Origin of the sequence: Salipiger bermudensis (assembly GCF_020171625.1) — a bacterium.
GTDB classification, from domain to species: domain Bacteria; phylum Pseudomonadota; class Alphaproteobacteria; order Rhodobacterales; family Rhodobacteraceae; genus Salipiger; species Salipiger bermudensis_B.
In genome coordinates, this window is the sequence record NZ_JAIUZY010000006.1 from 147,477 (window position 1) to 172,787 (window position 25,311).

Below are 25,311 nucleotides of genomic sequence, written 5' to 3' on the forward strand. Positions count from 1 at the left end.
TGAGTTCTTGGTTTTTATGTCATCCAAGCCATAAAACGGATCGCGAAATCAAACAACAATCTTCGCATCTCGGATCAGGCCTGGACAGTGTGCGGATAACATACTACGCAGTATGTCGTAGGTGTAAAGCCATGACTTCTCAAGGACACTCCCAATGCATGATGCGGCCGCTTCGTTCGCTTCCGACTGGATCACGGTCGACCAGGGCATGGTCGACCGGTTCGCCGACACCATCGACGATCACCAGTTCATCCATGTCGACCCGGACCGCGCGAAGGCCGAAAGCGCCTATGGCGGCACCATCGTGCACGGGTTCTTCGTGCTCTCGCTTCTGACCGCCTTCACGCGCACTGCCCTGCCCCCCACGGGAGCCGGCGCCGTCGAGGTGAACTGCGGCTTCGACAAGGTGCGGTTCCTCGCGCCGGTGCCGGTCGGGTCCCGCCTGCGGGGCCGCTTCAGCGTGGCGGGTGAAACGGCGAAAGCCGGGGGCGTCCTGCGCAGCTACGCGGTCAGCGTCGAGATCGAGGGCGCGGATCGCCCGGCGCTTGCCGCGGACTGGCTGGTGCTGGTGGTCGACGGCTGAGGCTGAAGGCGGCCGGACGCGGCCACAACTGGACATTCTCAAACGACAAACGGCTCGGAGGACATCGACATGCCGGTTTCATTCAAGGATCAAGTCGCGATCGTCACGGGTGCGGGCGGCGGTCTGGGCCGCTCTCACGCCCTGATGCTGGCGCGTCACGGTGCGGCGGTCGTGGTGAACGATTTCGGCGGCGGCCGGGACGGGAGCGGCGGCACCACCGAGGCCAGCGAGGCCGTGGTGCGCGAGATCACCGCCGAGGGCGGCCGGGCCATCGCCAATGCCGGCAACGTCACCTCCGAGGCCGACATGGCCGAGATGGTGGAGCAGACGCTGTCGGCGTTCGGGCGCATCGACGTGCTGATTAACAACGCCGGCATCCTGCGCGACAAGAGCTTCGCGAGGATGGAGATCGACGATTTCCGCCGCGTCGTCGATGTGCACCTGCTGGGCACGGCGATTGCCACCAAGGCAGTCTGGGCCCAGATGCGCGAACAGGGCTATGGCCGCATCCTCGTCACCTCCTCGACCTCCGGCAGCTATGGCAACTTCGGCCAGGCGAATTACGGCGCCGCCAAGATGGGGGTGCTCGGGCTGATGAACGTGCTGCATTTCGAGGGCGCGAAATACGGCATCCACCTGAACGCCATCCTTCCGACCGCGGCGACCCGGATGACCGGCGACATGATGGACCCGGCGATGCTCGACCTTCTGGCGCCGGAGCTCGTCTCGCCGGCGGCGGTCTGGCTCGTCAGCCGCGACGCGCCCTCGCGCACCGCCTTGCTGGCCGGGGCGGGCACCGTGGCCCGCCTGGCGCTGGTCGAAAGCCAGGGCGTATGCTTTGCCGGCACCGAGTTCACCCCCAGCACAGTCGGCGACCGCTTCGACGAGATCGCCAGTCTCGATGGCCAGATCGAGGTGATGGCAGGGCTCGACCATGTCGACCGGATCATCGCCAACGCCCGCGCGGCGCTGGCCGCGGAGGGCTGAGCGCATGTCCGAGCGTCTCGAGCCGCTGCCGCAGGACGCCTATGGCTGGCATTACGCCACCGCGCCGCAATGGGCCGATTCCGATCTCTACGGCCACGTCAACAACGTGGCCTACCTGCGCTATTTCGATACCGCCATGAACATGGCCCTGCTCAACTACGACGCGCTCGACCTCTCGGCTTCGGGCGCCGGGCCGATCGGGCTCGTGGTGCGCAACGGGGCCCAGTTCTTTCGCGAGATCACCTTTCCCGCAAGTCTCAGCGTCGGGGTGCGGATCGAGGCCGTCGGACGCACCAGCCTGACCTGGGGCTTCGGTCTCTTCGATCTCGCGGCGGGGGCCTGTGCCGCGCGGGGGCAGTTCGTTCATGTCTATGTCGACCGCGCCACCCGCCGCCCGGTGCCGCTCACCCCGGCGCTGCGGGCCTGTGCCGACGCGCTGTTCCGCGATCCTGCGACCGACCCCGCCACCGACAAAGAGGAGGCCCCGAAATGAGGGAAGCCGTCATCGTCTCGACCGCCCGCACTCCGATCGGAAAGGCCTATCGCGGCGCGTTTAACGCCACCACCGCGCCCCGGCTCATCGGCCATGCCATCGCGCACGCCGTCAGCCGCGCCGGGGTCGAGCCGGGTGAGATCGAGGATGTCGTCGTCGGGGCCGCCCTACAGCAGGGCACCACGCATATGAATATCGCGCGCACTGGTCTGCTGCGCGCGGGTCTGCCGGTGTCGGTGCCCGGCCAAAGCGTCGACCGGCAATGCGCCTCAGGACTGATGGCCATCGCCATCGCCGCCAAGCAGATCGTGGCGGACGGCATGACGGTGACCATCGGCGGCGGGGTCGAGCAGATCTCGCTGGTGCAGACCCCCGAGATGAACACCCGCCACTGGCAGGACCCGTGGCTGTCCGAGCATCTGCCCGCGACCTACATGTCGATGGTCGAAACCGCCGAGATCGTCGCGCGCGGTCATGGCGTCCGCCGCGAAGATCAGGATGCCTACGCCCTGCGCTCGCAGCAGTGCACCGCCGCGGCACAGGAGGCGGGCCGGTTCGATGACGAGATCGTGCCGATCACCACGCTCATGCAGGTCACGGACCGGCAGAGCGGCGCCACCTCGATGCAGGAGGTGACGCTGAGCCGGGACGAGGGCAATCGTCCGGGAACCACGCTGGAGGGGCTCGCGGGACTGTCGCCGGTGTTCAGGGACGGCCAGCAGATCGCTGAGGGCGCGTATGTCACCGCGGGCAATGCTTCGCAGCTCTCCGACGGCGCCTCTGCCGCGGTGCTGATGGAGCGGGCCGAGGCCGAGCGTCGCGGGCTCGCCCCGCTGGGCCTCTATCGGGGCATCGCCGTCGCGGGCGTGTCGCCGGACGAGATGGGCATGGGCCCGGTGCCGGCGGTGCGCAAGCTGCTGGCAACGCACGGGCTGCGCGTCGAGGATATCGGCCTGTGGGAGCTGAACGAGGCCTTTGCCGCGCAGGTCCTGCCCTCGCGCGATCAGCTGGGCATTCCCGACGAGCTGCTCAACGTCAATGGCGGCGCGATCTCGATCGGGCATCCCTACGGCATGTCAGGCGCGCGGATGGTCGGGCACGCGCTGATCGAAGGCAAGCGGCGCGGCGCGCGCTATGTCGTCGTCACCATGTGCGTCGGCGGGGGCATGGGCGCGGCCGGGCTGTTCGAAGTGCTCTGACAGCCCATCCCGCCCACGAATCCAGACGGCCGCCGGGTCCCCCGGCGGCCGTTTGCTCTTGGAGGCCTTGGGCAGGGAAAAACCCGCCCGTGTCGCCACGCGCGGGTCTATTGGCCTCGCTATCGAGGGCCTCAGCCGAGGCCGGTGCGCCGCTCGAGCCAGGCCGGGCGTTCGGCCTGCTGGAATTGGTCTGACAGGCGGGCCAGCCTCTCGGCGGTGGCGGGTGGAAACGGGGCGGCATGGGGCGTGCCCGTGTCGCGCGCCACATGCAGCAACACCTGTTCACACCACGCCAGCAGGGTGCGGTCCCCGGAGCGCATCTCCTGGTAGAGGTGCATCCGCTTGGCGTCTGCGTCCAGCACCCGCGTCTCGACCACAAGCGCGTCGCCTTCGTGGCATTCGCGCTGGTAGCCGATCCGCATTTCCAGCGTGTAGAGCGTCGCCCGTGCCGCGGTACGGTAGGCTTCGTCGAGGCCGATGTCTTCCATCACCGCGGTCACGCTGCGCGAGAAGGCGATGCCATAGGCGAAGTCCCCCATGTGGCCGTTGTAGTCGACCCAGTCGGACAGCACCCGGAACCGGCTGGGGGGGAGGTCGGGGGCGCTCATTTGCGCCTCCATGCGGGAAGCCGGTGACGCAGTTCCCCCACGATGCCACGGCGGAACAGCAGCACGCAGGCGATGAAGGTCGCGCCGAGAACCGTGGTCACCGGGAAGCCGGAGGTGGCGAGGTGGTTCTGCAGCGTGACGACGAGGCCCGCGCCGACGATCGGCCCGGCAATGCTGCCGATGCCGCCCAGCAGGGTCATCAGGATGACCTCACCGGACATGTGCCAGTTGACGTCCGTCAGGGTGGCGAACTGGAACAGCAGCGCCTTGAGGCTGCCGGCAAGACCGGCGAAGCCCGCCGACATCACGAAAGCCCCCAGCTTGTAGCGCTGCACCGAGTAGCCGAGCGAAATCGCGCGCTGCTCGTTCTCGCGGACCGCCTGCAGGATCATCCCGAAGGGCGAATGTACGATGCGCCAGATCGCGAAGAGGCTGGCCACGAACACCGCGGCGAAGACGTAATAGAGCGTCATGCTGTCGGCGAGGTCGAGGAGCCCGAACAGTTTGCCACGGGAAAAGCCCTGGATGCCGTCCTCGCCATGGGTGAACGGCGCCTGCAGGCAGAAGAAGTAGAACATCTGCGACAGGGCCAGCGTCACCATGGCGAAGTAGATGCCCTGACGGCGCACCGCGAGCAGCCCGATCACCAGCCCCAGACCCAGCGCCGCCCCGACACCGGCGAGGATGGCGAACTCGGGGTTGATCTCCCAGACCTTGAGGGCGTGGGCCGTGACATAGGCCGCCCCTCCAAAGAAGGCGGCGTGGCCGAAGGACAGCAGCCCTCCGTAGCCAAGCAGCAGGTTGAAGGCCGACGCGAAGAGCGCGAAGCACATCAGCTTCATCAGGAGCACCGGATAGATCCAGAGCGGAAGCAGCAGCAGCGCGCCGATCAGCGCCAGGACGAGGACCCGCTGGGCCGGGTGCGGTCGACGGGACTCCGCGACCGACTCGTAATCTTCGGCGACGATCATGTCAGTATTCCTTTCCGAACAGACCCGCCGGGCGCAGCATCAGCACCACGGCCATGATGATGAAGATCGCGATGTTCGCGGCCTCGGGGTAAAATACCTTGGTCAGCCCCTCGACGATGCCGAGAAGATAGCCGGTCGCGATGGCGCCGAGGATCGAGCCCATGCCGCCGACCACGACCACCGCGAAGATGATGATGATGAGGTTCGACCCCATCGTCGGGCTGACCTGAAAGACCGGCGCGGCCAGAACCCCGGCGATGCCCGCAAGGGCGCAGCCGAAGGCGTAGGTCAGCGTGAGCAGCAGGGGCACGTTGACGCCGAAGGCCTGCACCAGCGTGGCATCCTCGGTCGCCGCACGCAGATAGGCGCCGATCTTGGTCTTCTCGATCAGCGCCCATGTGCCGAGGCAGAGCACGAGCGACGCGATCACCACCCAGCCGCGATAGATCGGCACGGTCACGAAATCGGTCCTCACAACGCCCTTCATCGCGTCGGGCGCCGAGAACGGTTTGCCCGAGGCGCCGTAGACATGCTGGAACAGCCCCTCCAGAAGCAGGGCAAGCCCGAAGGTGAAAAGCAGCCCGTACAGGTGGTCGAGATCGTAGAGGCGCCGCAGCATGGTGCGTTCGACGACCGCGCCCACGAGGCCGACAATCAGCGGAGCCAGCAGCAGCGCGCCCCAGAACCCGATGCCCAGATACTGCCCCAGCATCCAGGCGGTGAAGGCGCCCAGCATGTAAAAGGCCCCGTGGGCAAAGTTCACCACGCGCAGCAGGCCGAAGATCACCGCGAGGCCCAGCGACAGCAGCGCGTAGAACGAGCCGTTGATCAGGCCGATGAGCAGCTGCCCGGTGAGGACAGGTAGCGGCATCCCGAGTATCATTGTCATATCAAACCCCCAGCGCCGTGTTCAGCGCCTCTCGCTTTTCGGGCAGCTCGGCCACGGCAAAGCTGTCGATCATCACGCCATGATCCATGACGTAGAAGTGGTCGGCGTTCCTTGCCGCGAACCGGAAATTCTGTTCGACCAGCAATACGCTCAGCCCGTGGGCCTTCAGCGCGGCCAGCATCTCGCCGATGCGGTTCACGATCACCGGGGCCAGCCCTTCGGTCGGCTCGTCGAGAAGGATCATGCTGACGCCGGTGCGCAGGATGCGGGCGATGGCCAGCATCTGCTGCTCGCCGCCGGAGAGCTTGGTGCCCGGGCTGTGCCGGCGCTCGAGCAGGTTCGGAAACAGCGTGTAGATCTCCTCGAGCGACATCTCCATGCCGCTGTTGGCCACCTTCGGCGGCAGCAGCAGGTTCTCCTCGACGGTGAGCGAGGCGAAGATGCCACGCTCCTCGGGAACGAACCCCATACCGGCGTGGGCGACCCGGTGCGGCGCCAGCCGCAGGATCGATCGCTGGTCAAAGTCGATCTCGCCACGGCGTTTGCGCAGGATGCCCATCAGGCTGCGCAGGGTGGTGGTCTTGCCGACCCCGTTGCGGCCGAGAAGTGTGACCGTCTCGCCCGGGTAGACATCGAGGTCGACCCCGTAGAGCGCCTGGCTTTCGCCGTACCAGGCTTCGAGCCCCCGGACCTTCAGCAGCGCCGGGCCGCGCGCCTCGCGCGGTGTCGCGGATCCGTCAGTCATCGTCCTCGGCTCCCATATAGGCTTCGCGCACGCGGGGATCGGCGCTGACCTCGGCATAGCTGCCATGGGTCAGGATCTCGCCGCGCTGAAGCACTGTGATGTCGTGACCGATATCGGCCACGACCTTGATGTTGTGTTCCACCATCAGCACCGCGCAGTCGCGGGCGACATCTGCGATCAGGCCCGCCATGGTCTCGACGTCCTCCTGCCCCATGCCCGCCAGCGGCTCGTCCAGCAGCAGCACCTTGGGATCGAGGGCCAGCGTCGTGGCGATCTCGAGCGCGCGCTTGCGCCCGTAGGACAGGTCCGCGGCGCGCCGGGCGGCCATGTCGGCAAGCCCGACGCGTCCCAGCAGCTCCATCGCGCGGGGGCGCAGCCGGGACAGGCTGCCGAGCGGACGCCAGAACTGCACCGCCAGCCCGTTGGGCCGCTGCAGCGCCACGCAGACGTTGTCGACCAGCGACATGTCTCCGAAGGTCGCCGAGATCTGGAATGAGCGCGCCACCCCGAGCCGGGCGACATGGGCCGGGTCCATGCGGGTGATTTCGGTCTCGCCGAACATGATCTTGCCCGCGGTCGGCTGCAGGAACTTGGTCAACAGGTTGAACACCGTGCTCTTGCCCGCGCCGTTCGGCCCGATCAGGGCGTGGATCCGGCCGTGATGAATGTCGATGTCGACGTCGTTCACCGCCTGGAAGTTTCCGAAGCTCTTGCTGAGACCCCGTGCCGACAATGCGGCACGGGACTCCGCCGGCGCGTACTGCGCCGGAACGGTAGCCATCGTCATGAACTCACCCTTCAGTCGTCGAGGAGCGGACAGGCGCTCTGCTCGATCGGACGGAAGGCCTCGTCGCCCGGGATGGTGCGCAGAACCTTGTAGTAGTCCCACGGGCCCTGCGACTCTTCGGGGGTCTTGACCTGCACGAGGTACATGTCGTGCACCACGCGGCCATCCTTGCGCAGATAGGCGTTGCGGTTGAAGAAGTCGTCGATATCCATGCCGCGCATGGTCTCCATGACCTGCGAGCCGCTGGTCGCCTGGCCCGAGGCCTCGGCTGCCTTGAGATAGTTCAGCACCGCCGAGTAGACGCCGGCATGCACCATGGTCGGCATCTTGCCGTCCATGCGCTCGGCAAAGCGTTGCGACCAGGCGCGGGTGTCCTCGTCCATGTCCCAGTAGAAGGCGGTGGTCAGCGTCAGGTTCTGCGCGATCTCGAGGCCGACGCCATGCACGTCGGTGAGGAACAGCAGCATCCCGGCGATGTCCTGACCGGCGGCGGTGATGCCGAACTCTTCGGCCTGCTTCAGCGCCGTCATCGTGTCGCCCGACGAATTCGCCAGCGCGATCACATCCGCGCCCGAGGCCTGAGCCTGCAGCAGGTAGGACGAGAAGTCCGAGGTTTCGCGCGGGTGGGTGACCTTGCCGACGACCGTGCCACCGGCGGCTTCCACCGCGGCGGTCGTGTCCGCCTCGAGCGCATGGCCGAAGGTGTAATCGACGGTCAGGAAGAACCAGTTCTTGTCGCCTTCCAGCGTCATCGCCCGGCCGGTGCCGTTCGCCAGCGCGTAGGTGTCCCACGTCCACTGCGCCGTCGAGGGCGAGCAGGACGCGCCGGTCAGCTCGGAGGAGCCGCCGGTCGAGATCAGCAGCGCGGTATCGCTCTGCCGGGTGATCTCCTGCACGGCAAGCGCGACCGACGAGGTCGGCAGGTCGATGATGGCGACGACGTTTTCCTCGTCGATCCAGCGGCGGGCGAGCGTCGAGCCGACATCCGGCTTGTTCTGGTGATCGCCGACGATCACCTCCACCTCTTCGCCAAGAAGCGTGCCGCCGAAATCCTCGACCGCCATGCGCGCGGCGACTTCCGAGCCCTTGCCCGACAGGTCGAAGTTCATGCCCGACATATCGGTGAGAACACCGAGCCGATAGGGCTCGGCCTGCGCCCCCGCCGCAAGCCCGATCGAGAATAGACACGCCAGAGCGGCCCTGTTCAGTTTCGTCATTGGTTTACTCCTCCCGTTTCGCACCGAAAGCGGTGCATGTTTGGCCGGCCGCCCCCTTGCCCCGGCCCTTGCTTCAGCCCGTGCGCCCGCCTTCGGCAAGCAGCCGGGCCAGAAGAAACTGGTCCCCCTCGGCGCCCTCGGCCCAGTTGCGCCGGGCGTGGGCGTCGATGGCGGATTTGGTCATGCGCAGCGACATCGCCGGGCTTTCGGCGATCGAGGCGGCCCAGCTTTGCGCGGCGTCGAAAGCGGTGCCCGCCGGGACCTTTCGGTCGGCCAACCCCAGCGCCAGCGCCTCGTCGGCGTCGATGGTCTCGTCACAGCACAGGATCCGTTTGGCCCGTCCGGCGCCGACCCGTTCGGTCAGCAGCGGCAGACCGCCCCAGCCCAGCGTCATGCCGAGACGGACCTCGGGAAAGCGCAGGTAGCCCTCTTCCGAGATGACGCGGAAATCGGCACAGAGCGCGAGGATGGCCCCGCCGCCAATCGCCGGCCCCTCAAGCGCGGCAATGACGATCTGCGGCAGGCGCCGCCACGCATTGCTCATCCGCGCGCCCGCATTCATCGACAGGTGACGGGCGACATCCCCGCCCTCGGGATTCCACAGCCGTTCGTCCTTCAGATCGACGCCGGCGGCGAAGATGCCTGGCGTGCCCGTGATCACGACGACAGACACATCGGGGTTGCGCGACAGCTCGATCGCGGTGGCCTCCAGACGGTCGATCAGCGCGTAATCCAGCGCATTGGCCTTGCCGCCACGGTCGAATCGTACCGCCGCGATGGCGCCCTGAATCTCGACTTCCACACCTGTCATTTCGGTCATTTTCCCTTGTCGTCGTCCCGCTATCGTGAGACATACTACCAAGTATGTTGCATGTCGAGTCGCGCCGATGCAATATGAAAATTGCGAGCGTGACGACCGGCGCGCCCGGAGATTGACCTTTTCTTGAGGAGGAAGAGATGGCCCAGACGTCCACGGATACGGCCCCCGAAAGCACCATGGGCGCCGATCCCGCGCTCGATCGGAACAGGTCTGTCCTGCGCTATATCCTTGACGGATACGCCGAGACCCAACCCGACGCGCCGTTCGTCCAGTTCTGGCCCGGGCCGCTGTGGAGCTATGGCGAGTTGCACCGTCGCGTGCGGCTGCGGGCGAGCGCGCTGGCGCGGGCCGGCGTCCGGCGCGGCGACCATGTGCTCTGCCTGATGGGCAACAGCCCCGACCTTCTGTGCACGTGGTTCGCGATCAACTACCTCGGCGCCGCCTATGTCCCGATCAACACCGGGGCGCGCGGGCAGATGCTCGAACATATTTTGGCGGATGCGGATGCCGCCGTGCTCGTTGCACAGGCCGAGCTGGTCGAGCGTCTGGCCGGGCTGAACGCCGGCGCGGTCACCAGCGTTCTGGTGGTCGAGGGCGAGGCCGCCGCCATCGACGGCTATGACATCGCGCCGCTGGTCGATCCGGAGGAAGAGAACCCCGAGGCGCTGGACCTGTCCCAGCCGATCGAGCCGTGGGACCTTCATGCGATCATGTACACCTCGGGCACCACGGGAAACGCCAAGGGGGTGATGAGCACCTATGCCCAGCACTATACCATTGGCCCGGACGCTTTCGAGGTCGCCGAGGACGACCGCTGCATGATCTGCGGTCCGATCTTTCACTGTGGCTCGACGCTTTACGTGAATGCCATGCTGGCGCGCGGCCTGTCGATCGGGATGATGCGCGAGTTCAAGACCGACACCTTCTGGCAGGCGGTGCGCGAGACCGGCTCGACCTATTGCCTCCTGCTCGGAGTGATGGCCGCCTTCCTGCTGAAGGCCCCTGCCCGCCCGGATGACCGAGACCACCCGTTGCGGCGCGCCTTCATCACGCCGTTCGGCGAAGACGGCCCGCTGTTCGCGCAGCGCTTCGGCGTGGAGGCCTGGACGATCTACAACATGACCGAGATTGCCAGCCCGATGCACGCGGGCCCCGGCATTACCACCAAGGGCATCGCCGGCAAACCGCGTCCATGGTGCGAGCTGCGGATCGTCGACGAAAACGATATCCCCCTGGGCGCCGGTGAAACCGGCGAGCTGATCATCCGCTCGCATCGGCCCTGGGCGCTGATGTCGGGCTATTACAACAACCCCGCCGCCACGGTGGAGGCGATGCGCAACGGATGGTTCCACACCGGCGACAGCTTTCGCCGCGACGCGGATGGCACCTATTACTTCGTCGACCGGCTGAAAGACGTGATCCGGCGGCGCGGCGAGAACATCTCGTCCTTCGCGCTGGAAAGCGAGGTGCTGAACCTCCCCGAGATTCGCGAATGCGCCGCTGTGGCGGTCCCGTCCGAGTTCTCGGAGGACGATGTCCTGATTGTCGTGGCCCCCGCCGAGGGGCAGAGGATCGACCCGGTTTCGGTCAGCGAACGCCTGTCGGCGACGCTTCCGCGCTTCATGGTGCCGCGCTACCTTCGGGTGCTGGACGACCTGCCAAAGACGGCCTCGGGCAAGGTGCAGAAGCACCTGCTGCGCAAGGCGGGTGTGACCGCAGACACCTGGGATCGCGAGGCGGACAAGCGCGCCCGTGCGCGCGCCTGAGGCGGCCCCCCCTTCCCCGCCGCCTGCCGCGGACCGGGCGCCAGCGCCCCCTGATCGGGATTTCACATGTCCCCCCGGAGGCCCCTGAATGACCCTACGCCGCTCCGGGATGCCGGCGTGAGAGACGGCGCCGTTCGGCGGGGTCGGACCAGCGGACCTCGGGCGTGGCAGCGCACGTCCCGGCCTCAGACCTTTTGCAGCGCGGCCTGATCGCCCTGCGCAATCTCAAGACAAGGACTTCCCCTATGACGGATGGCATTGCACCTTTCTCCTTCGACAGCCCCGGTTCGATCTGCGTCGATTGGGGCGGCGCGCGGCGGATCGGCGAGCTCCTTTCGGGCTGGTTCGCCGAGCGCACCCTGCTGATCGTGACGGACCGCTTCCTGCACGAGAGCGGCGCTCTCGATCCCGCTCTGGCCTCGCTGGCGGCGAATGGTTTCTCGGTCACCGTCTTCGACGAGGTGGTGGCGGATCCGCCGGAAGCGGTGCTTATGGCCTGCGTCGAACAGGGCAAGGCCGCCGGCGCGGACCTCGTGATGGGGCTTGGCGGCGGGTCGTCCATGGATATCGCAAAGCTGGCGGCGGTGCTGCTGGTCAGTGCGCAAGAGCTGTCCGATCTCTACGGCATCGGCAAGATCCGTGGGGAGCGCATGCCGCTGGTGCAGGTGCCCACCACCGCGGGCACCGGATCGGAGATGACCAACATCACCATCCTGACCACCGGCGAGACCACAAAGATGGGCATCGTCGGGCACCAGCTCTATGCGGATCGGGTGCTGCTCGATGCCGAACTGACCGTCGGCCTGCCCGGTGTGCAAACCGCCGCGACCGGGATCGACGCCATGGTCCATGCCATCGAGGCCTTCACCAGCCGTCACCGCAAGAACCCGCTGTCGGACGTCTTCGCGCGCGAAGCCATGCGCCTGATGGCGCCGAACCTCGTGACCGCCTGCACCGAGCCGGACAACCGTGCCGCGCGTGAGGCCATGCTTCTCGGGGCGGCGCTCTCGGGGCAGGCCTTTGCCAACAGCCCCGTGGCCGCGGTCCATGCGCTGGCCTATCCGCTTGGGGGCCACTACCACCTGCCGCACGGCCTGACCAATGCGCTGATGCTGGGGCCCGTACTGCGCTACAACATGCGCGCCGCGGCCCCGCTCTATGCAGAGCTTGCCGACGTGGTGCTTGGCGCGTCCGAGGAGGGCGTGCAGGCGCGCGCGGCCGGCTTCGTCGCGTTCATGGAGGACCTGATGGACCGCTCGGGGGCGCCCCGTCGCCTGCGCGACTGCGAGGTGTCCGAAGACAGCCTGCCCACGCTCGCCCGGGACGCCATGCTGCAGACCCGCCTGCTGGTCAACAACCCGGTCGAGGTCACCGAAGCGGATGCTCTGGCCCTGTACAGAGAAGCCTTCTAGGCGCCGGAGCGGGGAGCTTCCGGGCAGACGACCGGGCCGGACGTTCAGGTCGGAAAAGCACGGGTGCGGGGCGGTGAGGGGCTTGGCGAGAGACCTTCGGCCAGCCGTCTCGGGCACCCGGCCCCTGCACCACCGCACACCGATATGCGGTCACGTTCGTTCCGCTCGGCTCACGCCGTCATCGCCACAGAGCTCTGATAGAACCGCCCGTCGCAAGGCGATGATCTCGGTCCGCGGGAAGGGGGTTCTCTCCACAATCCCGATCTGGCCGGTGACCTGCGGAAGTCCAAAAAGCAGGTGGAAACTGCCGACGTCCTCGAGAGTTCCCAGCGCCACGTGCTGGACAACCGATAGGTCCAGGCCCCGCCGCACCCCCGTGACGATCAAGCCGACGGAGCTGTTCAGAACACGACGAGCCTCATCCTCGTGGCCCAGACCGTGGCCGTGGTTGTCGGCCCGACGCTGAAGAAGCGCCTGAGCAAGATTCGCAGGTCAAAGTGATCGCCGGCCCGTATCTCAGGGCAAGCGCGACGTGACATGCTCCGGCGCAGGAGGAGGCTCCTGCGCCGGGGCACTCTGTTTTGAGCTGAGAGGATCCTTTGACGGATCGGGTCAGGGCCCCGGCATGAGGAGGTTGACCACGCGTCGTGGCGGTGGCCTCGCCTAGCTCACAGCAGCCCGCCATCGGCGCGTATGGTGCGCCCGGTGATCCAGCCGGCCTCGGCAGAGACGAGGAAGGCCACCAGCCCCGAGATGTCGTCGGGCTGGCCGATCCGGCGGAGTGGGGTGGCAGCCTCGATGTCGGCGCGGCGGGTGCCGAGCGTCTCGGCGGTCATCTCGGTCTCGATCAGGCCGGGCGCCACGGCGTTGATGGTGATCCCGCGCGTGCCGAGCTCCTGACTGAGCGCCAGCACCATCGCGGAGACCGCGGCCTTCGAGGCGGCATAGACCGCCGTGCCGGGCATCGGCGTCTCGGCGAGGCGGGACCCGAAGTGCACGATGCGGCCACCTTGCGTCATTGCAGGCACGGCGGCGCGGGTCAGGCACAGGGCGCCGCGCACGTTGGTGCCGAAGACCGCCTCGTAATGATCCGGGTCCGCGTCTTCCAGCGCGCGATAGGGGCCGAGCCCCGCCGCGTTGACCAGTATGTCGAGGCGGCCGGCGATCCGGGCACAGTCCCCGACCAGGCGCTCGCAGTCCGAAGGCACCGAGATATCGGCGGCCATCGCCTGGGCCCCCTGCCCCAGCGTGGCCGCCAGCGCCTCGGCCTCCTCCAGCCTGCTGCGGCAGACGACGAAGACGCGCGCACCCTCGGCGGCGAGCCGGCGGGCAACCGCCGCGCCGATCCCGCGCGAGCCTCCGGTGACGATCGCGACCTTTCCGGTGAGATCCGTGCTCATGTCAGCCTCCTTCGTGCCGCTCTGCGATGGGGTCGGGGTCGCCGGGAGACCTGATCTAGAGCGGCCTTTTCCACGCGGCGTCGGGGCTCGCGGCAAGCGCGGTGCGCCAGTCGTCGCTGCGCTCGACCGGCAATGCCGCCATCTCCACCGCCGCCTTGGCAAAGGCGGCAAGATGGGCGCGGCGGGCCGCGTCGTCCGAGCGTGGGACGCCGTGGGCGACGTAATCCGGCGCCACCTCGTAGCCCATGTATTCCAGCGCCAGCCGCCGGACGGGCATCAGGATCGGCGCGATCGGGCCATAGACCCCGTCTTGGGAAAACCGCTCTTCGGTGCCCCCGGTGGTCACGCCGATCATCGCGCGCCGCCCCCTGAACACGCCGGTGTCGAACCGGCGCCCATCCACATAGGCGAAGCCGTAGGCCAGCACCCGGTCGATCCAGCCCTTGAGGATGGCGGGCGGCCCGCCCCACCAGAGGGGAAACTGCAGGATCAGGTTGTCGGCCTCGGCGACGCGGGCCTGTTCGCGCGCGATGTCCTCTGCGAACGCGCCCGTGCGCGCCGCCTCCGCCTGTTCGGCCTGCACCTGAAACCGGTCTGCATCGGCGACACTGCTCATGTCGTGCCGGCCGATATCGGCCCGGAACCCCTCGCCGCAGAGATCGGAGACCCGGACCGAGTGCCCCTCTGCCACGAGGGCCTGCGCCGCCGCCTCCGCCATCGCATGGTTGAACGATTGCGGCTCCGGATGCGCGACAACGATCAGGACGGATTTGCCGGTCACGATCAGAAGTCCACTTTGTCGCCGCCCTTGAGCGCGAGGATTTCCCGCGCCTCGTCGGGGGTCGCGACCTCGAAGCCCATGTGCTCGACCATCTCGCGCGCCAGCGTCACCTGCTCGGCGTTGCTCAGCGCAAGCTGCCCGCGCTTGGCGTAGAGCGAGTCCTCGAGCCCCACGCGCAGATGCCCGCCCAGCAGCAGCGAATGCATGGCCATCGGCATCTGATGCCGCCCGGCGCCCAGCACCGACCAGCGATAATCCTCGCCAAACAGCCGGTCCGCCGTCCGGCGCATGTGCTGCACGTCTTCGGGGTGCGCGCCGATTCCGCCGAGGATGCCGAACACGGATTGCACGAAGAACGGCGGCTTCACGAGGCCCCGCCGCACGAAATGCTGCAGCGTGTAGAGATGGCCGATATCGTAGCACTCGATCTCGAACCGGGTGTCGTTGCCGGCACAGGTCGTCAGGATTCCCTCGATATCGGCGAAGGTGTTGCGGAACACGCGGCTGCGCGAGCCCTCGATATAGGGCTCTTCCCAGTCGTGCTGGAACTCGGTCATCTTGTCGAGGATCGGGAAGAAGCCGAAATTCATCGACCCCATGTTGAGCGAGGCGATCTCGGGCTTGAACACCGCCGCGGGGCGCAGGCGCTCCTCGACGGTCATGCTCGGTGCGCCGCCGGTGGTGATGTTCACCACCACGTCCGAGCGCTGCTTGATCACCTTGAGGAAGGGCTCGTAGGCCTCGGGCGACTGATCCGGCGCACCGGTCTCGGGATCGCGGGCGTGCAGGTGCACGATCGAGGCCCCCGCCTCGCGCGCCCCGAGCGCCGCCTCGGCGATCTCGGAGGCGGTGACCGGCAGGTGCGGCGACATCGACGGCGTGTGGATCGACCCGGTTACGGCGCAGGTGATGATGATCTTGCGTGACATGAGAAGCCTCAGAACAGGGTGTTGGGGAGGGCGAGCGACAGGGCCGGGACCAGCGCGATCAGCGCGAGCACGGCGATGCAGATCCCGACCAGCGGCAACGCCTCGCGGATCACCCGCGTCACGGGTTCTCCGGAAATCGCCGATGCGATGAACAGCAGGATCCCGACCGGGGGCGTCGCCATGCCGATGACCACGTTCAGAACCACCACGGTGCCGAACTGAACCGGGTCCATGTCGATCATTGCCTGGAACTTCAGCAGGATGGGCATGGTCAGGATCAGGATCGAGATCGGCTCGAGGAACATCCCCAGCACCAGCAGAAGCAGGTTGAGCAGCAGCAGGATCAGCCAGGGGTCCTCGGTGATCGACAGAACCAGCTCGGCGATATGCTGGGGCACCTGCTCGAGGGTGAAGACGAAGGACACCACCGAGGCCATCGAGGTGATGAACAGGATCGAGGCCGACACCAGCGTGGTGGCGATCATCGCGTTCCACACCCGGCGCAGGGTCAGGTCACGGTAGATGAAGCCGATGACCAGCGCGTAGGCGACGGCAACGGCGGCGGCTTCGGTCGGGGTGAAGATGCCGGCCTTGATCCCAACGAGGATGATCGCCGGGAGCAGCAGCGCGGGCAGCGTGCGCACCGTGGCCTTCCAGCGCTCCTTGCCGTTGACCCGTTCGGTCATCGGAAATCCGTCCCGCTTGGCCCGCCAGGTCGCATAGGCCAGAAGGCCGCCGGCGATGGCGATGCCGGGCGCGATCCCGGCGAGGAACAGCTGTCCGATCGAGGTCCCCGACAGCACGCCGTAGATGATCATGGTGATCGACGGCGGAATGATCGGCCCCATCACCGACGACACCGCGATGAGCGCTGCGGCATAGGCCGCGGGCATACCCTGCTTCGACATGGTGGGAATGAGGATCGAGCCGAGCGCCGAGGCCTCGGCCGTGGCGCTGCCGGAGATGCCGGCGAAAAAGCCCGAGGACAGGATCGAGACCGACGACATGCCGCCGCGGCGGTGGCCCACCATGGCGCGGGCGAAATGCACGATCCGGTCGGTCACCCCGCCGACGTTCATCAGCGCGCCCGCGAGCAGGAACAGCGGGATCGTCAGCAGGACGAACTGGTCGATGCCCGCCATCATCCTTTGCGGCAGCATCAGCACCATCATGCCGTTGCCCGAGAGGTAGAGATACGCCGTTCCCGCCATGCCGAGGGTCAGAGCGATCGGGATGCCGGAGGCCAGCAGCCCGGCGAAGATCAGAAAGAACGCCCCCATCAGCCCTGCCTCCCTCCGGTTGAAGAGACCTCTTTGGTATCGTCGAGGCCGTCCTGTTTCGCGGCGGCGGTCATGTCGCCGTAGCCCGAGACGACATCGGCGATCACATGCAGGATCATGAGCGCCGATCCCACGGCGACGGAGTAATAGACATACTTGATGGAGATCCCCAGAGAGTGGCCCGTCAGCGAGCCCCAGATAAAGTCGAGCGCCGGTATGGTCTGGCTGGAGAAGCGCGACGCATAGTCGGCGCCGTAGTAGGTGACCACGGCGAGGAAGGCGACGATCGGCACCGCGCAAACCGCCTTGAGCACCCATCTTCCGCGCTCGGACAGCGCCGCCGGCAGGAAATCGAGCGACACGAATTCGCCGCGCGAATAGGCCAGCCCGAGCACCAGAAAGGTCTGCCACAGGAGCAGGTAGCGGCACAGCTCCTCTGCCCAGATGAGCGAGCCGCCCATCACGTAGCGCGCCCAGACCTGGGCAATCATGACGACGACGATGATGGCCATCGACAGTCCCGCGAGGCTTCGCAGGACGGCGACATAGGCTCTGACGCCGGCGCTAATGGCTGGGGGCAGTCGCATGGGTCGACCTTCCTTGTTGCGGACACGGCCCCCACCATTTTGGCTGGCGGAGGCCGCGGAGCTTACGCCGTCGCGCGCGCGGCTTCGACGAATTCGGCGATGAGGGGGTCTTTCTTGGCCCACTCATCGGTCAGCGGGGCGACCGATGCTTGCATTTCGGCGAGGTTGTCGAGCTCGAGGATCTCGACGCCCTTGGCCTTCAGCTCATCGCGCCCGGTGAGGTCCTGCTCCTTGGCATAGGCCAGCGTGGCCTTGACCGCGGCCTTGCCGGCCTCGCGCATGGCGGTCTTCTCTTCGTCGCTGAGCGTGTTCCAGAACCCGGTGGAGACCACGTTGGTGGCGTGCCACGGATAATGCCCGGTCAGCGTGAAGTTCTTGCCGACCTCCCAGAGGTTCTCGCCCAGCATGGAGGACACGTTGATCTCGACCGCGTCGATGACGCCGGTTTCGAGCGCGCCGTAGATCTCGCCGTAAGGCAGGCCGACCGGGGCGGCGCCAAGCGTCTCCCAGATCGCCTTGTGCAGCGGAACCGGGACGATGCGGGTCTTGAGGCCGCTCATGTCCGAGATCGTCTTGACCTGCGACTTGACCGACAGGAAGTGCCGCTGGCCGATGTCGGCGGTGCTGAGGCCGACGATGCCGGCCTGTTCGAGATCGTCCTGCAGCTTCAGACCGATCGGGCTGAGCGCCAGCTTCTCGAAGTGATCGTAGTCGCGCACGAGGAACGGCAGCTGCCACGCGTCGAAGGCCGGGCGCCCGGTGACCAGCGGGATCAGGACGCCAGAGACCATGGCCATCTCGACCGTCCCGGCGACGGCGGATTCAAGGCACTGCTTGTCGTCGCCAAGCTGACGGTTCGGAAAGATCTGCACGTTGAACGCGCCGGGCATCTGCTCTTCGAGCGCCTCCGCGAAGCTGGTGGCAAGCTTGTGCCCGGGATGGATCTCGTTCGAGGAATGGGCAAGCCGGATCATCTTGCCGGCGGCGCGGGCGATGCTCGGCGCGGCGAGGGTGGCCCCCATGGCGGCGCCGGACTGCAGCAGAAGTCTTCTGGTGATCATGTGGGTCTCCTCCCCCGTGATGGACCGGCTCTCACCGGTCCCAAGTTTTTGCGATCGAAATCGCGTCCTTCGTCATCGTGGCCTGCGGGTCATTCCGGCATCGGGTAATCCGCGGCATTCAGCACCCAGCCCGGCTTTTCCGAGAAATCGGTGCGGGGCGGGCAGAAGATGTCGACGAGCTGGTTGTGGCCCTCCCCCGAGGCGCGCGTGGTGTGCACGACGGGCGGCGGGATCACGAGCGCCGAGGGCGCTCCCATCGACACCTTCCGGTCGTCGCGCCAATCGGCCATGTCCGTGGTCCAGGTCCAGCGCAGGTGGTGATCGAACTGCCCCTCCAGCGCCAGGGAACACTGCTCGAAGTCGTCGTGGTGATGCGGCGACATCTTGGTGGCATCGCGCGGCCCCTCGAAGGGATCGAGCACGTTGACCATCATCGTGGTGCAGCGGAAGATGCGCCCGAAACGGCCGGTCTCCGGCTCAACGTCGAGGCTGTAGTGCCGCACCTTCCAGCCCCCAACGGGATCCGGCCACGCCTCGAAGGGCGGGATGTGGCTGCGCGGCGTGTCATAACCCCGCGCGTTCGAGCAGGCCTCTGCCAGATCGGTGGATCGGACGGTAAAGAGCCGTGTCAGGCGTCCGCCCTCGGGCAGAGTGATCTTGCTGTCACCGGCGGGCACGAAGGCGATCGACCAGCCCGGCACCTCGGTGGTGGTGCCGTTCCATTCGATGACCGCGCCGTTCTCGGGCAGCAGCACCGCGTATTCATCCGGCTGATCGGTGCGGGCAAATGTGCTGCCTTGCGCCGCCTCGGTCCAGGCGAGCACGAAGTTGTGGCCGCGCAGCATCCAGGTCTTGCCGGCCTCGTCACTGACCTGAGGGGCGTCGCGGTAGAAGTATGCCTCCTGCGGCTCGGCAACCAGGCCGGTTTTCGGCGCGGCGGGCGCGCTCTGCGGGGCCAGTGCGGCGCGGGGGTCCGACTTGTCGTACATGGTTCAATCCTTGCTTGCTTGCGCGACTGCATCCGACATCGTCGCATGAGCCTGTGTTGCCGCGGCCTTGAGGAACCCCTGATCCGAAGACAGGATGAAGACGCTCGCCCCGGCCTTTGCCAGCGCCGCCGCGTCCTCGCCCGAGCCCGGCAGAACGGCGACGGTGCGCCCGGCCTTTTTCGCCGCGGCCTGAACCGTCTGCGTGGCGTGGCGCACCCGCGCCGCCGGGTCCGGGTCGTCGGCGAAGGCGGCGCCAAGATCGCCGCGCCCGATGAACACCCCGTCGAGCCCTTCGACCGCGAGGATCTCGTCGATATTGTCGATGGCCTCGGGGTCCTCGATCATGGCGATGAGGGTCACGCGCTGATCCTCGGAGCGCATGTGCTCGGTCTGGCCGGCGCGCCCGAAGGCCCCGGCCCGCGTGGTCGGGGCAAAGCCGCGCTTGCCGCCGCGATACCGCCCCGCCGCAACGATCTTCCGCGCCGTGTCGGCGTCGGTCACATGCGGCACGAGGACGCCGTCGGCGCCGCAGTCCAGAACCGAGAGGATGGTGGCCGGGTCGGGGCTTTGCACCCGCACGACCGCGCCGATGCCCCAGGCGCGGCAGGCCAGAACGATGTGGTCGGTCGTCTCGCGATTGAAAGGAGAATGCTCTTCGTCGACCACGACGAAATCGTAGCCGATGCTTCCCAGAATTTCGGCCGGCATCGTCGCGGGGACCTTCAGGAAGGTCCCGTACATCACCTCGCCATCGAGAAATCTGGCGCGAAAGCCGCGGTTGTCGGACGTCACTGTATTCCTCCCTTGCGTTCTACCTAACAGAACGCTATCCTTATAAACGAAACATGAGTGAGGTCAGGCTTAAAGTCAACCCCCTCACCCGGCCGCGAAGGATGACTGTTTTGCCAAAGATCGCCTCAGAGAAAACCGAAGGAATCCAGAGTGTTGTTCTAGCCCTTTCGATCCTCGAGGCCCTGAGCGACGCGCGGGGTCACCTTGGCGTGACCGCCCTCGCCGAGTCACTGGGCACCACCAAGAGCCGCATTCACCGGCACCTGCAAACCCTTGTTCAGCAAGGTTATATCGTGCAGTCCCCCCTGACCGAGCGCTATCGGCTCGGCTCGAAACTCATCAAGCTCGGCAATGCCGCGATCAGCTCCTCGGACATCGCCAGCATCGCAAGCCAGCCCATGCGCGCCCTCAGGGATCGCTGCGATCAGGCGGTGATCCTCGGACAGGTCGAAGAGGGCGGCATCCGCATCGTCACGACCTTCAGCGGCAATGCCGCGGTCGAGGTCGGCGTCCGGCCGGGCTCGGCCCTCGAGTTCTCGACCTCGGCGCAGGGCAAGATGGCCATGGCCTTCATGTCCGAGGCGCATCGCGACCGCATCCTCGAGCGCCCGCTTCCCGAAGCCACCCCCTATTCCGTGACCGACCCCGACACGCTCAGGCAGCATCTTGCGGAGATCCGGGAGCGCGGGTGGGCCGATGCCCCGAACGAAACCGCCGTCGGTCTCAACGCCCTCGCCTTCCCGGTGCTCGGTGCCTCCGGTGAGCTTGCAGGCACTCTGGCGATCGTCGGCCTGACCCAGTTCATCCAGACCCCGCCGGACCCGGACCAGATCCGCGCGGTGGGCGCCACGGCGCAGGAGATCTCGACCGCGCTTGGCTATCAGGGGCCGCTGCCGGGCAACTGGCACTAGGCGCGCCCAGTCCGCGCCGCCCGGCAGCGTGTTCCGCGCCCTGACCGTCTCAGCCGGTCAGGCCGATCACCTCGGCGGCGTTGGTGGCCACCATCTTGTGGATCTGCTCGTCCGAGTAGCCCTGTTCGATGCAGATGGCGACGCCGCCCCGCATCCCCTCGAGCGGCAGCATGTTGCCAAGCTGGCCCATGTCCGAACACAGGATGGTGCGCTCCGGACCGACATGGTCGATGAATTCGCGCAGCTCTTCGTTGGTCCGGTTGCGGAATTTCGAGCCTTCGACGAAATAGGCCAGCGAGTGCTCGAGATAGGCGCCCATGTCCGCGATGGCTTTCATGTCCTCGACCGTCGCGCCGACGATGTCCTCGGGATGGGTGAAGATCAGCCGCTCGATGCCGCGCTTGCGCGCCTCCTCGAAGACGATGCGGGTTTCCGAGGCATGGATATGCCCGCTCGCGAGCGCCATGCCCGTGGCTGCCACGACATCCAGCACATCAAGGACCTCAGGCCGCAGCTTGCCGTCCTCGAACAGCGGAATGGCCTGCGCGGGCCGGATCTTCGCGGTCGAGGCCGGATGCACGGTGCCCGTCGCGTTGGCCCACTGCAGGTGGTTCTCGGCTGCAAGGGTCGGCAACCAGACGATCCGCCCGTCCGTGGCGGCGCAGTGTTCGACCGCAAAGGCGTTGAAGCCGCCGACCACGTTGTTGAGCACGATGCTCGAGAAGATCTGCGTCGTCAGGTCGGGATGGTGCGCGCGGATCAGCGCCGCGGTCATGGTCCCGGCATAGTCGTGATCCTTGGTCACGACCGCCGCAAACCCGGCCTCCGACAGCCCCTTGACCAGATCCAGATGATCGATCGCCCGCTGAGCGATGGACGGACCGCTGTGCACATGCGGGTCCACGGCGCCGGTCAGGATCTCGCTGATCCGGTCGGCCTGCTCGCGTTTGATCGTTTCGATGTCGGTCATGGGTGTCCTCCAGTTTGGTCCGTGGCAGCAGTAGTTTCGCACAGCGCACCCGAGTTCTGCTAAACGGAACATGCCCACGATTATTTTTAGCCCGGCGCATTGTCAAGCCTCGCCTTCCGCGCGGTGTGGCGCGCCCCGCCCCTACGCGCGTGTCCCTCCCCGCGCCTGCGAGGGATATGTCGAACCGAAGGCCGGTCCGAACGGCACCCGGACCGACGCTGCGCCTCTGGGCGGGCTTACGGCCGGCACCTGTTCATCCACATGACCGGGATGGCGATGCCGCCTGGCAGCGCACCCGCGAGGTCGGCGCGCATGTTTCGCTTTCCGTGCCGATCGAGATGCAGATGCGCCACGGGATGCCGCCGATCCGGAAGGCGCCCGACCTCGGCATCACACGCGCCACGGTCAGTGAGTATTTGCAGCGCCTGACATAACGCGGGGCCCCATCGCGCGGGCGTTCTCCACCGCTAAGACCGCCGCACCCGCAGTTCAGCTCACCACGCCCGCGCGCTTGAGGCGGTCGATCTCGGAGGAGACCGCCTTCGCGAAGGCCAGCCCCACCGCGCTCAGCGGGCGGTCGCGCGGCACGAACTGTGCGATGTCCCAGGTGATCGCCGGGAGCAGTTGGTGCGACGTGACCTTGGCGGGGTCGAGCAGCTGGCTGGCCACCGGATCGACGATCGCCACGCCGACGCCGCGCTCGACCAGACGCACCACGCCGTGCAGCGTGCGCAGCTCGGCCGCGATGGTGCGGTCGACGTTGATCGTCTCCATCATGTGATCGACGCGCTGGCGCAACGGGCTGCCCTCGGCGAGGTCGATGAACCACTCCTTGCGCAGACGCGGCAGCGGGATTTCCTCCACGTCGCCAAGGGGGTGCCCCTTGGGCAGGATGCAGCGCGCGGCGCAATGCGCCAGCGCGCGGGCATCTCCGCCGAACGCCTCGGCGTTGAGGGTGATCCCGAAGGCCAGATCGCAGCGCTGCTCGGAGATCATGCGCAGGAGCTCGGCCATGCCCACATCTACGATCTGCACGGTGGCCTGCGGATGGCTCTCGCGGAAGCGCTGCAGCGCGTCGAGCAGGAAGGTGTCGCAGAAGATCGGCTGGGCGGCGATCACGAGGTGGCCGACCTGCCCGTTGGAGATCGCCACCGCCTCCTGTTCAAGGCTGCGCAGCCCGGCGAGATGATGCACCACCGACTGGTGGAATCGGAACGCCTCGGGTGTCGGTGCAAGGCGATTTCGTTTGCGCAGAAACAACTCGAAGCCGGTCTTCTCCTCCAGCGACGACAGCAGCCGGCTGACCATCGGCTGGCTGGTCTCAAGATCTTCGGCGGCCATTTTGACCCCGCCGAGCCGCATATAGGCGTCAAAAGCCTCCAGTTCCCGTGTCTTGAACATCCCGCCCTCCCTCAGTATGCATTTTATGCAAACAGAACTGTTCTATTGTCAATCTTCGCATACTGTGAATGCTGCGGCGCATCCAACAGGCCGGCCCAGCCGGCACAGATGTGAGGTAAACATGAAAAAGCTACTCGGAACGATCGCCCTCGCCGTGATCGCAGCAACCGGGCCCGCCGCGGCCCAGGACTATCCCGATCAGGCGGTGACCCTCGTGGTGCCCTACGGCCCCGGCGGCGCCTCGGACCTCGCCGGACGTGCACTGGCAGAAACCGCGCAGCCCTTCCTCGGCCAGCCGGTCACCGTGATGAACAAGCCCGGCGCCGGCGGCATGAACGGCGCCCGCTCGGTCTCCGAGGCCGACGCTGACGGCTACACCCTGCTGCTCGCGCGCGTCGGCATGGCGCTGTCGCCCGCCGTGACCCCGGGCAACGCCGTGCCGTGGGATGCCTACACCTTCCTCGGCGCGCTCGAAGCCACGCCGATGATCCTCGCGGTGCGGGCCGATGCGCCCTATGACAGCGCCGAAGAGCTGGTGACCGCGATCAAGGACAGCAACGGCCGCATGACCTATGCCGCCTCGGGCGCCACCGCGATCGACGGCTTCACCACGCAGGCGCTGCTGGCCGACAACGATCTCGACCCGCTCACCGCCGCGACACTGGTGCCCTACAAGGGCGGCGGCGCGCTGGCCACCGCGCTGCTCGGCGGCCACGTCGACTTCGTCGCCATGGCGGCGGCCTCGCTGATGCCGCATATCGAAAGCGGCGACCTCAAGGCGCTGATGGTCTTCGCGCCCAAGCGCATGGACAGCCTGCCCGACGTCGCCACCGCGGCCGAGCTCGGCTACGAGAAGGCCGGCCAGATCGCCGGCTGGAGCGCGCTCTACGGTCCCAAGGACCTGCCCGAAGAGGTGACCGCCAAGTGGCAGGACGTGCTGGCCGAGGTCGCCACCGACGAGAAGTGGCTCGACCTCGCGGCGCGCCGCGGCTCGATCTCGACCATCGGCGACGTCGACATGAGCGACTACGCCCAGAGCCAGTACGAGCTGTTCCACGGCATGGCCGAGGAGTTCGGCTACCTGTCGAACTGAGCTCGGCGGGCCGCCCCTAGGCCCGGCTGACCTGACGACCGACCGGCGCGGCCCCCATGAGACGGGGCCGCGTCCCCGTCCCGCCCCGCGTCAGAGACCTGCCGCGCCGGGGCCCCTTCCTTCCCGGAGTGTCGTATGCCCAAGCCCGTTCTGCGGGGGCTGATCATTGTCGCCTTCTTCGCGCTGACCGCCTTCGCCCTCGTTCCCGCCTTCGTGCCGCGCCCCGCCTTCATTCCCGGCTTCGCCCCGCCGCCGGACATGTGGCCGCGGACCGTCTCGCTCGTGGGGATCGCGCTCGGCGCGCTGGCGCTGCTCTTCGCCGTCTTCCGTCCGCACCCCGACGAGGCCCCGATCGAGACCGACGGCAGCAGCCCCGCCCGCATGGCCGGGCGCTTCGCCGGGCTGATGCTGGCCTTCGTGCTGTTCCTCGTGGCCATTCCGCTGCTCGGATTCCTTGTCTCGACGATGATGCTCACGCTTTGCATCGTGCTGATGACCGGCGAGCGCGGCCACCGCATCTGGATCGCCCTGCTCGCCTTCGGCGCGCCGATCCTGCTGCAGCTCTTCTTCCATTCCGCGCTCGGCACGCAGTTCCCGAAGGGCGTGCTGACGAAGCCCTTCGGCTTCTGATCGGAGATTC

26 protein-coding genes are annotated in these 25,311 nt (G+C 67.2%); 9 read left to right on the top strand and 17 right to left on the bottom strand.

The window, feature by feature from the left end; all coding sequences use genetic code 11:
• Positions 1 to 154 precede the first annotated feature (154 nt).
• The 4 genes from LCM15_RS12675 to LCM15_RS12690 all read left to right on the top strand — a co-directional run bounded on the left by LCM15_RS12675 (position 155) and on the right by LCM15_RS12690 (position 3,262).
• Positions 155 to 583: a MaoC family dehydratase gene (locus LCM15_RS12675; protein ID WP_224856928.1), complete on the top strand. Its 429-nt coding sequence runs from the start codon at positions 155 to 157 to the stop codon at positions 581 to 583.
• 69 nt (positions 584 to 652) lie between these two features.
• Positions 653 to 1,570, top strand: a complete 918-nt coding sequence (locus LCM15_RS12680; protein ID WP_224856930.1) for an SDR family NAD(P)-dependent oxidoreductase — start codon at positions 653 to 655, stop codon at positions 1,568 to 1,570.
• Positions 1,571 to 1,574: 4 nt separating this feature from the next.
• Positions 1,575 to 2,063, top strand: a complete 489-nt coding sequence (locus LCM15_RS12685; RefSeq protein ID WP_224856932.1) for an acyl-CoA thioesterase — start codon at positions 1,575 to 1,577, stop codon at positions 2,061 to 2,063.
• Complete coding sequence (locus LCM15_RS12690; RefSeq protein WP_224856934.1) at positions 2,060 to 3,262, top strand: acetyl-CoA C-acyltransferase; 1,203 nt, start codon at positions 2,060 to 2,062, stop codon at positions 3,260 to 3,262. The genes LCM15_RS12685 and LCM15_RS12690 overlap by 4 nt, the downstream gene beginning before the upstream one ends.
• A 131-nt stretch (positions 3,263 to 3,393) precedes the next feature.
• Here the strand turns inward: LCM15_RS12690 and LCM15_RS12695 are convergent, their stop codons facing one another.
• The 7 genes from LCM15_RS12695 to LCM15_RS12725 all read right to left on the bottom strand — a co-directional run bounded on the left by LCM15_RS12695 (position 3,394) and on the right by LCM15_RS12725 (position 9,299).
• Positions 3,394 to 3,870, bottom strand: coding sequence for a thioesterase family protein (locus LCM15_RS12695; protein ID WP_224856936.1), 477 nt, complete (start codon positions 3,868 to 3,870; stop codon positions 3,394 to 3,396).
• Complete coding sequence (locus LCM15_RS12700; RefSeq protein WP_224856938.1) at positions 3,867 to 4,841, bottom strand: branched-chain amino acid ABC transporter permease; 975 nt, start codon at positions 4,839 to 4,841, stop codon at positions 3,867 to 3,869. Before LCM15_RS12700 ends, LCM15_RS12695 begins: the two co-directional genes overlap by 4 nt.
• Before the next feature lies 1 nt (position 4,842).
• Positions 4,843 to 5,730: a branched-chain amino acid ABC transporter permease gene (locus tag LCM15_RS12705; protein ID WP_224856940.1), complete on the bottom strand. Its 888-nt coding sequence runs from the start codon at positions 5,728 to 5,730 to the stop codon at positions 4,843 to 4,845.
• A 1-nt stretch (position 5,731) separates the two neighbouring features.
• A complete protein-coding gene (locus LCM15_RS12710) occupies positions 5,732 to 6,475 on the bottom strand; it encodes an ABC transporter ATP-binding protein (protein ID WP_224856942.1) in 744 nt (247 codons plus the stop codon).
• Positions 6,468 to 7,262 carry an ABC transporter ATP-binding protein gene (locus LCM15_RS12715; RefSeq protein WP_412103289.1) on the bottom strand — a complete coding sequence of 265 codons (795 nt, stop codon included), beginning with the start codon at positions 7,260 to 7,262 and terminating at the stop codon, positions 6,468 to 6,470. The genes LCM15_RS12710 and LCM15_RS12715 overlap by 8 nt, the downstream gene beginning before the upstream one ends.
• Before the next feature lie 11 nt (positions 7,263 to 7,273).
• Positions 7,274 to 8,479: an ABC transporter substrate-binding protein gene (locus LCM15_RS12720; protein WP_224856944.1), complete on the bottom strand. Its 1,206-nt coding sequence runs from the start codon at positions 8,477 to 8,479 to the stop codon at positions 7,274 to 7,276.
• 73 nt (positions 8,480 to 8,552) lie between these two features.
• Entirely contained in the window at positions 8,553 to 9,299 is a 747-nt protein-coding gene (locus LCM15_RS12725; protein WP_224856947.1) for an enoyl-CoA hydratase/isomerase family protein, read from the bottom strand.
• Positions 9,300 to 9,436: 137 nt separating this feature from the next.
• Here LCM15_RS12725 and LCM15_RS12730 point away from each other — a divergent pair, with 137 nt between their 5' ends.
• Together LCM15_RS12730 and LCM15_RS12735 are read left to right on the top strand one after the other, a co-directional pair.
• On the top strand, positions 9,437 to 11,065 hold the full coding sequence (locus LCM15_RS12730; protein WP_224856949.1) for an AMP-binding protein: 1,629 nt from the start codon (positions 9,437 to 9,439) through the stop codon (positions 11,063 to 11,065).
• Between the two features lie 245 nt (positions 11,066 to 11,310).
• Positions 11,311 to 12,477, top strand: a complete 1,167-nt coding sequence (locus tag LCM15_RS12735; RefSeq protein WP_224856951.1) for an iron-containing alcohol dehydrogenase — start codon at positions 11,311 to 11,313, stop codon at positions 12,475 to 12,477.
• A gap of 668 nt (positions 12,478 to 13,145) precedes the next feature.
• On the opposite strand, the gene LCM15_RS12740 is transcribed toward LCM15_RS12735, so the two are convergent.
• The 8 genes from LCM15_RS12740 to LCM15_RS12775 form a co-directional block, all read right to left on the bottom strand.
• The gene (locus LCM15_RS12740) at positions 13,146 to 13,877 is read right to left on the bottom strand and encodes an SDR family NAD(P)-dependent oxidoreductase (protein ID WP_224856953.1); all 732 of its coding nucleotides are present in this window, start codon (positions 13,875 to 13,877) and stop codon (positions 13,146 to 13,148) included.
• Between the two features lie 55 nt (positions 13,878 to 13,932).
• Positions 13,933 to 14,658, bottom strand: coding sequence for an NAD(P)H-dependent oxidoreductase (locus tag LCM15_RS12745; RefSeq protein ID WP_224856954.1), 726 nt, complete (start codon positions 14,656 to 14,658; stop codon positions 13,933 to 13,935).
• A 2-nt stretch (positions 14,659 to 14,660) separates the two neighbouring features.
• Complete coding sequence (locus LCM15_RS12750) at positions 14,661 to 15,587, bottom strand: 3-keto-5-aminohexanoate cleavage protein (RefSeq protein WP_224856956.1); 927 nt, start codon at positions 15,585 to 15,587, stop codon at positions 14,661 to 14,663.
• A gap of 8 nt (positions 15,588 to 15,595) precedes the next feature.
• Positions 15,596 to 16,867, bottom strand: a complete 1,272-nt coding sequence (locus LCM15_RS12755; RefSeq protein ID WP_224856958.1) for a TRAP transporter large permease — start codon at positions 16,865 to 16,867, stop codon at positions 15,596 to 15,598.
• Entirely contained in the window at positions 16,867 to 17,454 is a 588-nt protein-coding gene (locus tag LCM15_RS12760; RefSeq protein WP_224856960.1) for a TRAP transporter small permease, read from the bottom strand. Before LCM15_RS12760 ends, LCM15_RS12755 begins: the two co-directional genes overlap by 1 nt.
• 62 nt (positions 17,455 to 17,516) lie before the next feature.
• Positions 17,517 to 18,515, bottom strand: coding sequence for a TRAP transporter substrate-binding protein (locus LCM15_RS12765; RefSeq protein WP_224856962.1), 999 nt, complete (start codon positions 18,513 to 18,515; stop codon positions 17,517 to 17,519).
• An 89-nt stretch (positions 18,516 to 18,604) separates the two neighbouring features.
• Positions 18,605 to 19,504 carry a hypothetical protein gene (locus tag LCM15_RS12770; RefSeq protein WP_224856964.1) on the bottom strand — a complete coding sequence of 300 codons (900 nt, stop codon included), beginning with the start codon at positions 19,502 to 19,504 and terminating at the stop codon, positions 18,605 to 18,607.
• Between the two features lie 3 nt (positions 19,505 to 19,507).
• Positions 19,508 to 20,296, bottom strand: a complete 789-nt coding sequence (locus tag LCM15_RS12775; RefSeq protein WP_224856966.1) for an HpcH/HpaI aldolase family protein — start codon at positions 20,294 to 20,296, stop codon at positions 19,508 to 19,510.
• Positions 20,297 to 20,406: 110 nt separating this feature from the next.
• On the opposite strand from LCM15_RS12775, the gene LCM15_RS12780 reads away from it, so the two are divergent.
• Positions 20,407 to 21,207, top strand: a complete 801-nt coding sequence (locus LCM15_RS12780; protein WP_224856968.1) for an IclR family transcriptional regulator — start codon at positions 20,407 to 20,409, stop codon at positions 21,205 to 21,207.
• Between the two features lie 49 nt (positions 21,208 to 21,256).
• Here the strand turns inward: LCM15_RS12780 and LCM15_RS12785 are convergent, their stop codons facing one another.
• Together LCM15_RS12785 and LCM15_RS12790 are read right to left on the bottom strand one after the other, a co-directional pair.
• Complete coding sequence (locus LCM15_RS12785; protein WP_224856970.1) at positions 21,257 to 22,177, bottom strand: DUF6282 family protein; 921 nt, start codon at positions 22,175 to 22,177, stop codon at positions 21,257 to 21,259.
• A gap of 489 nt (positions 22,178 to 22,666) precedes the next feature.
• Positions 22,667 to 23,578, bottom strand: a complete 912-nt coding sequence (locus tag LCM15_RS12790) for a LysR family transcriptional regulator (RefSeq protein WP_224856972.1) — start codon at positions 23,576 to 23,578, stop codon at positions 22,667 to 22,669.
• Between the two features lie 121 nt (positions 23,579 to 23,699).
• On the opposite strand from LCM15_RS12790, the gene LCM15_RS12795 reads away from it, so the two are divergent.
• Positions 23,700 to 24,671: a Bug family tripartite tricarboxylate transporter substrate binding protein gene (locus LCM15_RS12795; protein WP_224856974.1), complete on the top strand. Its 972-nt coding sequence runs from the start codon at positions 23,700 to 23,702 to the stop codon at positions 24,669 to 24,671.
• 135 nt (positions 24,672 to 24,806) lie between these two features.
• On the top strand, positions 24,807 to 25,301 hold the full coding sequence (locus tag LCM15_RS12800; protein WP_224856976.1) for a tripartite tricarboxylate transporter TctB family protein: 495 nt from the start codon (positions 24,807 to 24,809) through the stop codon (positions 25,299 to 25,301).
• Positions 25,302 to 25,311 lie beyond the last annotated feature (10 nt).

What these genes read in the sequence shown, in the direction of transcription:
- LCM15_RS12675 (WP_224856928.1), top strand. Translation starts at nt 155, where the DNA reads ATGCATGATGCGGCCGCTTCGTTCGCTTCCGACTGGATCACGGTCGAC.
- LCM15_RS12680 (WP_224856930.1), top strand. Translation starts at nt 653, where the DNA reads ATGCCGGTTTCATTCAAGGATCAAGTCGCGATCGTCACGGGTGCGGGC.
- LCM15_RS12685 (WP_224856932.1), top strand. Translation starts at nt 1,575, where the DNA reads ATGTCCGAGCGTCTCGAGCCGCTGCCGCAGGACGCCTATGGCTGGCAT.
- LCM15_RS12690 (WP_224856934.1), top strand. Translation starts at nt 2,060, where the DNA reads ATGAGGGAAGCCGTCATCGTCTCGACCGCCCGCACTCCGATCGGAAAG.
- LCM15_RS12695 (WP_224856936.1), bottom strand. Translation starts at nt 3,870, where the DNA reads ATGAGCGCCCCCGACCTCCCCCCCAGCCGGTTCCGGGTGCTGTCCGAC.
- LCM15_RS12700 (WP_224856938.1), bottom strand. Translation starts at nt 4,841, where the DNA reads ATGATCGTCGCCGAAGATTACGAGTCGGTCGCGGAGTCCCGTCGACCG.
- LCM15_RS12705 (WP_224856940.1), bottom strand. Translation starts at nt 5,730, where the DNA reads ATGACAATGATACTCGGGATGCCGCTACCTGTCCTCACCGGGCAGCTG.
- LCM15_RS12710 (WP_224856942.1), bottom strand. Translation starts at nt 6,475, where the DNA reads ATGACTGACGGATCCGCGACACCGCGCGAGGCGCGCGGCCCGGCGCTG.
- LCM15_RS12715 (WP_412103289.1), bottom strand. Translation starts at nt 7,262, where the DNA reads ATGACGATGGCTACCGTTCCGGCGCAGTACGCGCCGGCGGAGTCCCGT.
- LCM15_RS12720 (WP_224856944.1), bottom strand. Translation starts at nt 8,479, where the DNA reads ATGACGAAACTGAACAGGGCCGCTCTGGCGTGTCTATTCTCGATCGGG.
- LCM15_RS12725 (WP_224856947.1), bottom strand. Translation starts at nt 9,299, where the DNA reads ATGACCGAAATGACAGGTGTGGAAGTCGAGATTCAGGGCGCCATCGCG.
- LCM15_RS12730 (WP_224856949.1), top strand. Translation starts at nt 9,437, where the DNA reads ATGGCCCAGACGTCCACGGATACGGCCCCCGAAAGCACCATGGGCGCC.
- LCM15_RS12735 (WP_224856951.1), top strand. Translation starts at nt 11,311, where the DNA reads ATGACGGATGGCATTGCACCTTTCTCCTTCGACAGCCCCGGTTCGATC.
- LCM15_RS12740 (WP_224856953.1), bottom strand. Translation starts at nt 13,877, where the DNA reads ATGAGCACGGATCTCACCGGAAAGGTCGCGATCGTCACCGGAGGCTCG.
- LCM15_RS12750 (WP_224856956.1), bottom strand. Translation starts at nt 15,587, where the DNA reads ATGTCACGCAAGATCATCATCACCTGCGCCGTAACCGGGTCGATCCAC.
- LCM15_RS12755 (WP_224856958.1), bottom strand. Translation starts at nt 16,867, where the DNA reads ATGGGGGCGTTCTTTCTGATCTTCGCCGGGCTGCTGGCCTCCGGCATC.
- LCM15_RS12760 (WP_224856960.1), bottom strand. Translation starts at nt 17,454, where the DNA reads ATGCGACTGCCCCCAGCCATTAGCGCCGGCGTCAGAGCCTATGTCGCC.
- LCM15_RS12765 (WP_224856962.1), bottom strand. Translation starts at nt 18,515, where the DNA reads ATGATCACCAGAAGACTTCTGCTGCAGTCCGGCGCCGCCATGGGGGCC.
- LCM15_RS12770 (WP_224856964.1), bottom strand. Translation starts at nt 19,504, where the DNA reads ATGTACGACAAGTCGGACCCCCGCGCCGCACTGGCCCCGCAGAGCGCG.
- LCM15_RS12785 (WP_224856970.1), bottom strand. Translation starts at nt 22,177, where the DNA reads ATGACCGACATCGAAACGATCAAACGCGAGCAGGCCGACCGGATCAGC.
- LCM15_RS12790 (WP_224856972.1), bottom strand. Translation starts at nt 23,578, where the DNA reads ATGTTCAAGACACGGGAACTGGAGGCTTTTGACGCCTATATGCGGCTC.
- LCM15_RS12795 (WP_224856974.1), top strand. Translation starts at nt 23,700, where the DNA reads ATGAAAAAGCTACTCGGAACGATCGCCCTCGCCGTGATCGCAGCAACC.
- LCM15_RS12800 (WP_224856976.1), top strand. Translation starts at nt 24,807, where the DNA reads ATGCCCAAGCCCGTTCTGCGGGGGCTGATCATTGTCGCCTTCTTCGCG.